The organism is Salicibibacter cibarius (assembly GCF_016495725.1).
Taxonomy (GTDB): domain Bacteria; phylum Bacillota; class Bacilli; order Bacillales; family Marinococcaceae; genus Salicibibacter; species Salicibibacter cibarius.
Map to the genome: position 1 here is coordinate 1,440,533 of NZ_CP054705.1, position 11,886 is coordinate 1,452,418.

An 11,886-nucleotide genomic window follows, 5' to 3' on the forward strand; every position below is an offset into this window, starting at 1 on the left:
AACACCTCGTAATAATTGTCAACTTACGTGCCCTGCTGTTCTCAATTCAGTAGGGTTTCTTTTTTCTCAAAAAATTCCTCAACTCTTTGGCAATTTCTAAAAACATTTGTGAAGGATATAAAAGGGAAATCTTCGTCCACCTTTGCGGCAACTGCAGACTTACATTACTCGTTTATTGCTGGGTCAACAGTCAATACTGCTCTATCCCTATATATTCTAGAATGGCGATTCCCTATGGGTTTAAAAATCGTTTACCCAATCTATTGTGGCAGTGACGTCCACAAAGCCCGTTCTTTTCACTTTGAGTTCAATACCTGAAAAAAAACAACTTCATTATATGAACCCTAAGTCTTCAAGCAGCATCCAGATGTTTACCATTGGTTGTTCAATGAAGACCCCTTCAAATACATTACTGAGAAAGAAGGGGAGACCAAACAGTGCAGTTAAAACCAAAATGATGGCATATATATTTACCACTTTTTTGCTGCCATCTTTTACATAATGTTTTACCAATAATATTAAACGGCGGACATACATGATGATAGATACAAGCATGATTAATGTACCAGCCAATGTAATATAAGGTCTAAATGTTTCCATGTATGAATAAAAATATAAGCCGATGCTGTATAACAGGAAAGTTGAAATCCAGATGGCTGTATGGTCACTCAACACTTTTTTAAACGGCCTTACTACATCGCTGAATTTTTTATTGAGAAGATAAATGACACAAATATTAATCAGCATTATCGGAATTAAAAGTAGATAGACAAATAAACCGACAAACACAAACAAGATCCCCATACTGGCATATTCCTCAAATCCTGTGGACGTTAAAAAAATAGGAATATAAGCAATATATAAGATGGGCAGTGTCACAATAAATAGGAATAAAAGTAAAGCGATATTGTTCATGACAGATAAATGGATGTTGTTCTCGATATTTATGTTTGGCCTAATAATGGAATTTTTAAAGAAAGTAAAATTATCTTTTTCATCTGATCCGGATTCATTCATATGATCACCTCTTTGAGTCAAGAAGATGGTATTAATTCCTTTCCCGTCAACAGAAGAACAGTATCCAACGAAAAAGCACGGGTTACGATGACGCTAATCAAATGGAAGAAATAGTAGTACGGCTAGAACGTACACCATGGCAATGATGATAAAGCACACAACGTAAATCAGAGAAAATTTCAGCTTATGTGCATGTCTGAAATAGAATTGCATCATACCTATACTGCCTAGTATAAACGTTACGATAAAAAGCATATATAATAATATCGCAATGACATGCAGGGAAGGGCTATTAAGATGGGTGCCTGCCAAAATACTGACGGATCCTAAGTAGAACGATATATAGCTTTGCCAACCATACATAGCTTTGCGTCCATACACTTGTATAATCGCTCAACACTTTCTGAAAGCTGCTTGGTTGGTGGCTAAATGTTTGATTAAAAAAATAGATGATGATCAAATTCAACATCAACAGTGGAAGACCATATGTGATGACATATAAAAGAAAGTATATGAAAAAACTCTATGAGGTATATCAGCGCATCATGGTCACCGTTTTGCCCCGTTCATTGCTCTAATATAGGCTCTGCTCTCATTAAAAGCCCACCGATGATCGTGAATGGTATGGCAATGAGTAAAATGAAAAGACTCCACATCCAAAACACGTATGTGTTGTTTCGAATATTAGCCGTAGGCTTTAAAAATATATGCTTTAAATATGTAAAGCAACCTATCCTCACTTCATTTTCAATATTCACGACATCAACCTTTCTTATCTTTTCATTCTATAATACAAGACTAGCAAATGGAAATATAATGTGGATAAAGGTTTAAAAAGCTTTCATCATTTAAGCGCCAGACATTTTTAGTTAGGCACCTTTTTCTAAAAAAATCCTTCACAAATAAAACCGCTACGATTACAAATGACATAACCTGTACTGATATTTGTCCAATAGTCCAGCACTGTAGCAACTGATCGTAATATTAACAGGGAGGCACTCCTTATATGGTGATTGATCGTAAAAAAACCGGCCGCAAAAAATAGTGGGAGGATGAAAGTAAAGAAGCTGAAACCTTCTGTAAACGTTACAGTCACGATGAGACCAACGCAATGGATTCTAAAGTGCTTAACCGTTCCGTCACCCATTTATGTTTTAAATAAGCCTTTTGTTAAGGGCTGTGTCATCAGCCCGTCCTGTGTTGTAATCAATACCTTCGGTATTCATGTACCTCATTTCGTGACAGAAATCGTTAAAATCATCCGCCAGTATGATCAGGTATAATGGAGATAACATACGCACTCGAGATGATTTTCATTGCTTCCGCTTCACCCCAACTTGCAGCTAAAATAGTCGGATGTGGCAGCAAACCACGCTCATCTGTCAATCTTTAACTATGAAACGTATCCAATAAACCAAAGATAAGACAGCAGTGAGCAACCATATAAGCAAACTGATGCTGGCCAGTATCGAAAATAAGTGAAGTTCTAATATAGAATGACCCAGACCAGTCTGTACAGCTATAAACAAAATGGAAGCCAGCCAAGCGATGCTGCCTGCATGTAGGAGCAGTCGCTTTCTGCCTTGCTGTTGATTCGAATGCTCCAGCAGCCAGGCCGGCAACAATAGCGTTTGCAAGGCGTGGTAGCCGATTCCATGTAGTACAATAAAATTTCCTTCAGCACCGACGAAACGGTCTTGCAAGATAATCATAATGATTCCTCCCAGATTGGCTATAAATACCGAGAGCAAAGCATAGCGAATGCCCATGATCAGTACAGGGCGCGCTAAAGGAGCTTTCATCTTCAGGAATTGAACGGCAAGTATGATACCCAAGACGACGAGCATAAGAGATACTGCACCAAATAAAGCGCCGGCAATGGTATCTACCAGACCGCCAACTTCAGAGAACCGAGGGTTCAGACCTCGAAAATTCTGAATGGTTTCGATCATATAGCCATATAAAATAGCAATAATAAACAGCCAGCGAATGACCTTCCTTTTTCGCTCTGAAAAGAATGCAAATGGTAAGATAGCAGCTATGGATAACAGAAAAATACCGATTGCTGCTGTAAACGAAAAAACGTTTTTCATATTACCCTCTGGCAGGATCACTTCTCCCTGAAAAAATAGATAGACAGCAGAAAATGCAGCAATTAAAAAGCCAAGCAGTCCAGTAATAACGAGCCCTTTTTCACGATGGAATATCGATATAGCCAATGTTATCAATTCTTTAAATATAATTTGCAAGATTAGGAACCCTCCTTATTCATTTACATATAAATCGAGACCTACAGATGGCGTAACGAATCGTTCTGCGGTTTCAGCCAAGTGATGTGAATGGACATATTCTTTCATTTTTGGAGTTTTTCATTAATGCCGCTCACCACCTGCTGATATTTTCGACGAGTGATATTCCAAATGATGATATAAACAATGATGAATACAATGATATATATCGTAAGTCCAAGTATTTTAAGCGGAAACCATCCAGCAAGTACAGCGAGTATAAACATAAAGATCATCATGGTGATGAAATGTAATATTGTCGCTGCAACCAAGCTTAAGTCTGTATGCGTGAATATCATCTTCCCAAATTGGAAAAGCAGGCCTATCAGCCCCCATATAATGACGGCAATCAAGGTTACTTGATAACTAGTCAGGTGTTCATAATATATTTCTCCCATGAAAGAACCAGGATACATGGGATAATACCCTCCCTGTCCAAGAAACCCTGAGAATATAAGTGACATAACAACCCCAATAAAAGCTCCTGTCTTAAGACCTTCTATAAAACGTTTCATAGGTTTAACCGCTCCTTTATATCTTTCAAGTATCGTCTTGATGAATAGGTGAATACCCCATTTTTTATAAAAATTTGCACATGTCCAGTATTTGTAAATGAAAGATGGTCAACGTAATCCAAGTTGACGATTTCAGATTTAGAGATTTTAATGAAAGATTTTGTGATTATCTTTTCTATCTGATATAGTCTTTGGTCAACAATATATTTCCCTTCTTTCGTTTCCATCGTCAATATTTTGTCTTCGATATAAAATCTATACACTTTATCGAGATTTATTAGATGAATGTCTTTGTCTCTTCGTCCGTTAATCTGCTTTGGTTTTGTCGTCTGTTCAATAAACTCAATAATACTTTTTAATTTGTCGTCGATTTCACTCGCTTGAATCGTGATGGATGATTCTTGAATATTTGAATCAATATCAATATGCAGTCTCATGAGCATCACCTCCTACTTCTGTATTAAAGCACGTTTTCAAAATTATAGGAAGGCAGTTTTGTTATGTGGTTCTTTATTTACGCTAAACGGTCAAACTTTCGAATTCAGCTGCAACATTCTATGTGTGTAAGCGTAAAATAATCCCCACCTAAGTGGTGAGGTGCTGGCTGGATCTTTAAAGTTGCGTAGTGGCACAGAATACTGCTTTTACAGTATACATATTACCTAGAGGGAGAGCGCATGCTCGAGTATATGATTATTTAACAGATCTACCTTCGTTTGAAACATGGCTTACTTAAATCTACCATCAGCCTATACTTCTAATAGATCCCGTGCAGGTTCGACAAGCTTTTAGTTGCACTTATGCAGGTAAGAAAATTAATTTTTACATTATTAGCGCAAAAAAGACGTTCGCTTTTTCAGCGGGGTTTTACGCTGCGCTTTCCCTCAGGAGTTTCAGTGTTTTTCCTTCGTTAGTTAGTCTATATCATAAGTTCTTTCCAAAACTCCTATTCAAATATGTACTGATTCTTTGAGGACTGGGCGGGGTCGAAAATCGCAAAAAGAGTCCTCAGCAGCCCGATCTGAGGACTGATCGGGATCAAAAAAAGGAATATGAGTCCTCAGTAGCCTGATCTGAGGACTGATCGGGGTCAAAAAAAGGAATATGAGTCCTCAACAGCCCGATCTGAGGACTGACCGGGATCAAAAAAAGGAATATGAGTCCTCAGCAGCCTGATCTGAGGACTGATCGGGATCAAAAAAAGGAATATGAGTCCTCAGTTGCCCGATCCGAGGACTGATCGGGGTCAAAATTTGCATTTTAAGTCCTCAGTTGCCGTGGCTGATCATCGTTTGGCTGGATTTTTGTGCAGGAAAGCATTTTTGAAACGTTGTACTAGCTTGTGTTAGTACCTTAACTATTCACTTATCAATGATAGATTTTAGTGAAGAGCCTGTTTTTTTCTCAAAATAAATGGCTTGATGTTGAAGAAGGTTTCTATAGCGAGTATCTGTTTCTTCATTCAAAAGCTTTAATTTAATTGGAGAGGTCCACATTCATTGTGTGCCAATACCAAGAACGAGTATAATAAAGTGTATTCTAATAATAACGCTGACCCATGTTGAGAGCCTGACGCGGTTGGTGCGGAGGTGATGGCGCCATGATTGCTATCATTCTTTTTTTCCTCATCGGTGTACTTATCGGCATTACATCCAGTTTATTCGGTTTCGGCGGAGGGCTTATCGTCGTGCCGATTCTTTATGCTTTTCTGCCTGAGACGATTCCGGCGGATTATGTGATGCATACGGCGATTGGGACGTCGCTCGCCGTAATGATCATTAATTCTCTCAATTCAACGCTTAATCATGCGAAAAAAGGGAATGTGCAATGGTCTATTTTTAAGTTTTTCTTCCTTTACATTGCTCTCGGTTCATTGCTGGGCGGTTTCCTCGCTTATTTTTTCACGAGTGATATTCTTCGTTTTGCATTTATCGCATTTTTAATATATGTCATTCTCTCAAGTGTCATTAAAAAAACATTTATCGGACAGGCAGCGGATGATTTTCAATTCCCGAGCCATCCAAAGGCAGTTACGACGGGGGTTGGCATTGGGACGGTTTCCACGCTTTTGGGCATCGGTGGCAGTGTAATGACGATTCCTTATCTTAGAAACCGGGGCCTCAGCATGCTTCATTCCGTCGCGCTTGCAACCCCTCTTGGCCTACCGATTGCTATCGTAGGCACATTTATGTATTTGGGGTTGGGGTTGCAGGTCGCGGATATGCCAGTTTCCACCATTGGTTTTATTTACTTACCGGCGGTTGTCGGATTTGTGCTCGGTGGATTTATCGGGGTCCCTCTCGGCAGAAGAATCGCGCAGAAGTTGCCTGATCCTCTGTTTTCTAAAGTGTATCTCGTTTTGCTTGTGATTGTTGTCATTATGATGATCATCGGATGAAGATGAACGCTTAATATTTTACAATCCCATCCGATATATAGAATAGATCAATTTATCCCCGCTGGTAATTATATCAGTGGGATTTTTGCGCGACGACAATGACTTGAAATTTGATGCCAAGGAGACATGATCGTGTTATTCAAGCAAAAGAACAAGGAACATATGAAATTGGATATAAGAAACAGCCAAGCCAACATTAATGTTAATAAAGGAAGTGATTTTGAAAAGCAATTTAAAATGATCGGGCTCACCTATGATGATTTAAAAGTGATCAATGCACTGCAACCTTTTGTCGTCGAAGAAATTGATACCATCGTCACTCGATTTTACGCCAACTTGGAACATGAACCATCTTTGTTAGGGATTATTCGAGATAAAAGTTCCATTGAAAAGCTGAAAAAGACATTAAAAACCCACATCATTGAAATGTTTAGCGGGATCGTCGATGATTCTTATTTGGAAAAAAGGAGAAAAATTGCACGCGTACACGTCCGTATCGGCCTGCAAACGAAATGGTATATGTGTGCATTCCAAGACTTGCTTTTATCCCTTATGGATGTGATTGAGAAGAATGTAATGCAAACAGAGGAATGCCTTCGCGCAATTAGGGCTGTATCAAAAATCCTGAACTTGGAGCAGCAATTGGTGATCGAAACCTATGCCTCTGAAGAAGAGAAGCTAAGATGGGAAGCTGAAAAGCAACAGACCAGTGTTAGGGACCAAGTAGCAAGTGCCTCCCAAAACCTTGCCGCTATTTCCGAGGAAACCAATGCCTCTCTACAACAATTGAACGCCCAGTCTGCTGAAATAACATCCTTGGCTAAAACAGGCGCGAAGTTATCTGCGCTAACCGAAGAGCGTGCTCAAAAAGGGAAAGAGCAGCTCAATGATCAAAATGAGAACATGACAAACATTGAGGGGACGGTAAATGGTATAACCCATGACGTTGAAGCGCTGCTCGAGCTCTCGAAGCAAATGCAGGAGATTGTGGATATTGTCACGTCAATTGCCGATCAAACGAACCTTTTGTCCTTAAATGCCACCATTGAAGCGGCAAGAGCAGGGGAGCATGGCCGGGGTTTTTCTGTTGTCGCCGAAGAGGTCCGTAAACTATCCGATCAAACAAAATCCTCTGTCTCGAACGTATCAGACCTTATTTCCAATAGCAACAGCCAAATCAATACGCTAACGCATTCGCTTGAAAAAATTCGGGGTGCGGTTGATAAAGGAAGAAGCGGGATGGAAGAAACGGAAGATCATTTTAAAGAAATCGTGCAAAAAATGGAAGAAACGAAAACGCAAAATAGCAATATCGAAAACGAGCTGATCTCTTTTAATAGTGCGATTGATCAATTGGGTGAAGCATTTAGCGAGGTCGCTGTCTCGGCAGAAAGCATGGCTACAGTATCGCAAGAGATGAGTGAAGCTCGATCGTGATGATGCACCGTAAAATGAAAACCCGGCGTAAATACTTCGCCGGGTTTAAGATTCTTCTTTAATAGCAATGACGAGTTTCCCTTTTGTATGGCCGCTTTCGATTTGTTCGTGCGCCTCTTGTAATCCTTTTTCTGTGAAAGGGTAGATTTTGGTGATCATGGGTTGGATAGCATTGGCTTCCATGAGCTCCCGAATTTCTTTCATTAACCGTCCGGATGGAGAGATAGACGTGAACGCTGCTGTAATTCCCGCGTTCTCGGCGGCTTGTTGGTCAGGCTGCCGCGCGATGGACACGAGGCAGCCACCCCCTTTTATAACATTGAAAAAGGACCGTTGCTGATCCCCGCCAACGCAATCAAGGACGGCATCAACCGGTTCGATACGTTTTAGAATGGATTTTTTCTTGTAATTCAACACATGATCAGCACCGAGTTTTTTCATGAGTGATTGGCTATCAGAGCCCCCAATGGCGGTAACAGTTGCGCCTAATTGTTTCGCCGATTGAATGGCAAACGTACCGACACCACCCCCGCCGCCTATGATAAGAACGTGATCGCCTTTTTTGACTCGTATTCGTTCTTTTAGGTTCTGCCAGGCCGTAAGCGCGGCCAAAGGGGTGGCGGCAGCTTCTTGAAAACTTGCCTGCAATGGAAGACGAGTAAGCAACGATTCTTCAATCGCAACTCTCTCCGCGTATGTTGCCCCCGGTATCTGTTTAGGTGTGGCAAAAACACGATCACCGATCGAAAATTGTGTAACCTCCGACCCTTTGCCAATCACGATCCCTGCGATATCGTTTCCGGGGATAACGGGAAAGTCCAGGCTTTGTTTCTTTCCTTCCCTGATTTTAAAATCAATCGGATTTACGGATGTCGCGTACATGTCAATGAGCACATCGCGTTTCCCCAGTTCAGGTTCGGCAATCTCGAGCAGTTGCAATTGCTCCCGACCGCCGAATTGCTCAATCCCAACCGCCTTCACGAGAATCACTCCTTTGTTATTATTTTACCCATTTTCCCGGGTGTAGAATCTCGAAAAATGAGGGATTTCTCCATAGATCTTTATAATAGCCTCATTGTAAAAGAAGGAGATGGTGTAGTTGTCATCCAAAGAAGAAGTTATTGAGATAAAATCGGCTATGCAACAAATTGAGCAAGGAAAAGGAGTCCCTCATAAAGAGGTAAAGGAGAAGTTTAATAATAAGACGCCATCACAGACTTGGAAATGATTTCTGAATACATCTCTATGGACTCCGAAAAGTATGCCTCCATGTTAATCAACCGCCTCAAATCTACAGTGGAATCTGTGAATCAGGAAGGGTTGTACCCGAGTTTGAAAACGAAAACGTTGGGAAAAACTATACAAAAATTATCGCATCATTTATAAGAGATATGAATATGATCGGGTAGATATTTTAAGGATCTTTCATCAAGCTCAAAATGAACATAACCTTAGATAAATATCAGAAAAATCAGCATAAATGCAAGTGCCCTGTTCGGTCGTTAGGAAATCAATCTGGAATACTAAAAAAATGAGTGTGGTCTTTGAATAAAGATCAGCACTCTTTTTCTTTTAAGCAGAGAAATACTAACAAATGCCGGGTTGGTTACACTATCTAACATTAGAAATTCCCGGAACAAAATAATAAAAGGATCATTGCCTTCCGGCAGTAATATTTGTTAGTCTAGTTGGGTTGTTCATGTTTTTTACATTTTAGGGGGTTATGTTTTGGTAAGAAAAACAGACTGGCCGGTATTTATGATTAGCGGTGGATTCTTGTTGCTTTTTGTGATCGCTTCGTTGATCCACGTTGACTTTGTCGCTGACTTGGTTGATCTGTCATTTGGGTGGGCGACTTCATATTTCGGGGCTTTTTGGCAAGTGTTCATGGTTCTTGTGTTTGCAATTGCGATCGTATTGATGGTGTCGCGATATGGGAATATTCGTTTAGGTACCCGTGATCGGCCTGACATAAATAATTTTAAGTGGATTGCGATGATTATTACGACATTAATGGCGGGCGGGGGCGTATTTTGGGCCGCTGCCGAACCGGTCTCTCATTTTCTTGAGACCCCGCCGATGTATGGAGATGTGCCATCCGGAGAGGCAGCAACAATCGCTCCGGCGTTAGCGCAATCGTTTTTGGATTGGGGATTTCTGGCTTGGGCTGTAAACGGAACCCTAACGGCTGTTGTCATTATGTATGGGCAATCAAAAGGACTGCCTATGAAGCCAAGAATCCTACTTTACCCTATTTTCGGGGAAAAAATTATGGAAAAAAATGTATTTGGGACGTTGGTCGATGCTTGTTCCATCCTCGCCGTGGCCGCCGGAACGATTGGGCCCATTGGTTTTCTTGGTTTACAGGCTGCTTACATGATGGACGATTTGTTCGGTATACCTAATACATTGATTACGCAATTGGCCGTGGTTTTAGGCCTTGTGTTAATTGCGGCAATTTCTGCAATGACTGGCATTCATAAAGGAATCCAATTTCTTAGCCGTTTTAATGTTATTTTTGCCATCGTATTAAGTGTGATTATCTTGTTGGTTGGTCCCGGCCGTTTTATCATTGACCAATTTATTGGTTCGTTTGGCATTTACGTCCAAGACTTTTTGCAACTTGCGTTTTACAGAGGGGATGAAGGCTGGCTATCGCAATGGACGTTATTCTTTTGGGGATGGTTTATAGGCTATGCGCCGATGATGGCAATGTTCATTAGCCGTGTTTCTCATGGCAGGACGCTTCGCGAATTGTTTATAGCTGTCCTCGTTATTGCACCGTTAGTCATGAATTTTTGGTTCACGGTGGTTGGCGGAACCGGTATTTTCAATGAACTTCAAAACCCTGGATCCGTCGGTGGACCTCTTGAAGAAGGTGGACAAGCGGCAGCCATTAACGCGATCGTTACCCAGCTGCCGTTTGGATTTTGGATTGCAATAGGCTTTCTGCTTGTAACGGTTGTTTTTGTAGCAACCACAGCGGATACGTTATCTTACACGATATCGATCTCCATTTCGGGAACAGATAACCCGCCAAAAGCGATGCGTGTGTTTTGGGCGATCACCATGGGTGCTGTAGGTTCGATTTTAATCGTACTCGGAGAAGGAAGCGTTGATGCCTTACAATCCTTCATTGTGGTGACCGCGGTACCCGTATCTCTCATATTGCTGCCAACGTTATGGCTGGCACCGAGAGTGGCGAAGAAAATGGCGAAAGATCAAGGGATAAAATAAAGATATGGAGCAAAAAAGCCCGCTCATCAGGTTAGTAAACCTGGTGGGGGGCTTTTTGAAAACAGAACTGATGAGTTATATTGGATTGATAGGCAATACCGTGCATATATACGAATCCTCGGGGACGATCAATACAATAAGGTTTCCCGCGGGTATTTCGTTATTTCCCGTTGGTAATTTGACATTTCCCGTGGGTATTTCATTATTTCCTGTGGGTAATTTGATATTTCCCGCGGGTAAATAAATATGAACAAGGAGTTGGTCAACGTGACGGCTAATAAAAGTCACATTCGGGAAGAGGTGTGGCAGCGGATGAATGAAGAAAAAATAGGGCGGTTTCCGTTTCCGCTCCAAAATCGCATCCCAAACTTTAAAGGTGCCGAGAAAGCGGCTGATCATGTCATGAGACTCTCCGCTTATCAAAATGCAAAAGCTGTGAAGGTTAATCCCGACGCGCCGCAGCTCCCATTGCGGGCGCAAGTGCTCATCGACGGCAAAATGTTGTTAGTCCCCACGCCCCGGTTAAAGGCAGGTTTTATTCAAGTGAAACCGGAATGGGTACCGCAAGGAGAAGAGAAGAAAGCCGCGAGCTTAACGCATATGAAACACTACGGGAAGGAACTCCCCCTTTCCGATATTCCGCGGATTGATCTTATCGTGGTCGGCTCCGTTGCGGTACATAAAGATGGGCGCCGCTTGGGAAAAGGAGAGGGGTATGCCGATCGAGAGTATGCAATACTGACAGAGCTCGGAAACCCGAGAGTCCCCGTTGTGACCACCGTTCATTCCGCCCAACTCGTTGACGCCGACATCCCCATCGAACGATATGATCTAACCGCTGACTGGATCGCGACGGAAAACGAAATCTTTTCAACAAACACGCCTTATTCGAAACCGACAGGCATTGACTGGAGTCAAGTAACCGAAGAGGAAAAAGAAGAAATGCCGGTGCTCGCGGAAATCAGTCGGCTTGTTCGCGGAGAGTAGAGGTTGA

The 11,886-nt window shown here is 41.6% G+C and carries 10 protein-coding genes; 5 read left to right on the plus strand and 5 right to left on the minus strand.

Features of this window, described 5'->3' with window-relative positions; genetic code table 11:
* Positions 1-333: 333 nt before the first annotated feature.
* The 4 genes from HUG15_RS07560 to HUG15_RS07575 form a co-directional block, all read right to left on the minus strand.
* Positions 334-1,017: a hypothetical protein gene (locus tag HUG15_RS07560; protein ID WP_200128088.1), complete on the minus strand. Its 684-nt coding sequence runs from the start codon at positions 1,015-1,017 to the stop codon at positions 334-336.
* A 1,382-nt stretch (positions 1,018-2,399) separates the two neighbouring features.
* The gene (locus HUG15_RS07565; protein ID WP_200128089.1) at positions 2,400-3,266 is read right to left on the minus strand and encodes a hypothetical protein; all 867 of its coding nucleotides are present in this window, start codon (positions 3,264-3,266) and stop codon (positions 2,400-2,402) included.
* A gap of 104 nt (positions 3,267-3,370) precedes the next feature.
* A complete protein-coding gene (locus HUG15_RS07570; protein ID WP_200128090.1) occupies positions 3,371-3,820 on the minus strand; it encodes a DUF3021 domain-containing protein in 450 nt (149 codons plus the stop codon).
* A complete protein-coding gene (locus tag HUG15_RS07575) occupies positions 3,817-4,257 on the minus strand; it encodes a LytTR family DNA-binding domain-containing protein (RefSeq protein ID WP_200128091.1) in 441 nt (146 codons plus the stop codon). The genes HUG15_RS07570 and HUG15_RS07575 overlap by 4 nt, the downstream gene beginning before the upstream one ends.
* Before the next feature lie 1,163 nt (positions 4,258-5,420).
* Here HUG15_RS07575 and HUG15_RS07580 point away from each other — a divergent pair.
* Positions 5,421-6,218, plus strand: a complete 798-nt coding sequence (locus HUG15_RS07580; protein ID WP_200128092.1) for a sulfite exporter TauE/SafE family protein — start codon at positions 5,421-5,423, stop codon at positions 6,216-6,218.
* Between the two features lie 126 nt (positions 6,219-6,344).
* A complete protein-coding gene (locus HUG15_RS07585) occupies positions 6,345-7,655 on the plus strand; it encodes a globin-coupled sensor protein (protein ID WP_246516544.1) in 1,311 nt (436 codons plus the stop codon).
* 45 nt (positions 7,656-7,700) lie between these two features.
* On the opposite strand, the gene HUG15_RS07590 is transcribed toward HUG15_RS07585, so the two are convergent.
* Positions 7,701-8,636, minus strand: a complete 936-nt coding sequence (locus HUG15_RS07590; protein ID WP_200128094.1) for an NADP-dependent oxidoreductase — start codon at positions 8,634-8,636, stop codon at positions 7,701-7,703.
* Between the two features lie 118 nt (positions 8,637-8,754).
* On the opposite strand from HUG15_RS07590, the gene HUG15_RS23345 reads away from it, so the two are divergent.
* The 3 genes from HUG15_RS23345 to HUG15_RS07600 all read left to right on the plus strand — a co-directional run bounded on the left by HUG15_RS23345 (position 8,755) and on the right by HUG15_RS07600 (position 11,879).
* On the plus strand, positions 8,755-8,883 hold the full coding sequence (locus HUG15_RS23345; RefSeq protein ID WP_281393604.1) for a hypothetical protein: 129 nt from the start codon (positions 8,755-8,757) through the stop codon (positions 8,881-8,883).
* A 530-nt stretch (positions 8,884-9,413) separates the two neighbouring features.
* Positions 9,414-10,892 (plus strand): BCCT family transporter, encoded by a 1,479-nt coding sequence (locus HUG15_RS07595; RefSeq protein ID WP_200128882.1) that lies wholly within the window; start codon positions 9,414-9,416, stop codon positions 10,890-10,892.
* A gap of 267 nt (positions 10,893-11,159) precedes the next feature.
* Positions 11,160-11,879 (plus strand): 5-formyltetrahydrofolate cyclo-ligase, encoded by a 720-nt coding sequence (locus tag HUG15_RS07600; protein ID WP_343073152.1) that lies wholly within the window; start codon positions 11,160-11,162, stop codon positions 11,877-11,879.
* Positions 11,880-11,886 lie beyond the last annotated feature (7 nt).

What these genes read in the sequence shown, in the direction of transcription:
- HUG15_RS07570 (WP_200128090.1), bottom strand. Translation starts at nt 3,820, where the DNA reads ATGAAACGTTTTATAGAAGGTCTTAAGACAGGAGCTTTTATTGGGGTT.
- HUG15_RS07575 (WP_200128091.1), bottom strand. Translation starts at nt 4,257, where the DNA reads ATGAGACTGCATATTGATATTGATTCAAATATTCAAGAATCATCCATC.
- HUG15_RS07580 (WP_200128092.1), top strand. Translation starts at nt 5,421, where the DNA reads ATGATTGCTATCATTCTTTTTTTCCTCATCGGTGTACTTATCGGCATT.
- HUG15_RS07585 (WP_246516544.1), top strand. Translation starts at nt 6,345, where the DNA reads ATGATCGTGTTATTCAAGCAAAAGAACAAGGAACATATGAAATTGGAT.
- HUG15_RS07595 (WP_200128882.1), top strand. Translation starts at nt 9,414, where the DNA reads ATGATTAGCGGTGGATTCTTGTTGCTTTTTGTGATCGCTTCGTTGATC.
- HUG15_RS07560 (WP_200128088.1), bottom strand. Translation starts at nt 1,017, where the DNA reads ATGAATGAATCCGGATCAGATGAAAAAGATAATTTTACTTTCTTTAAA.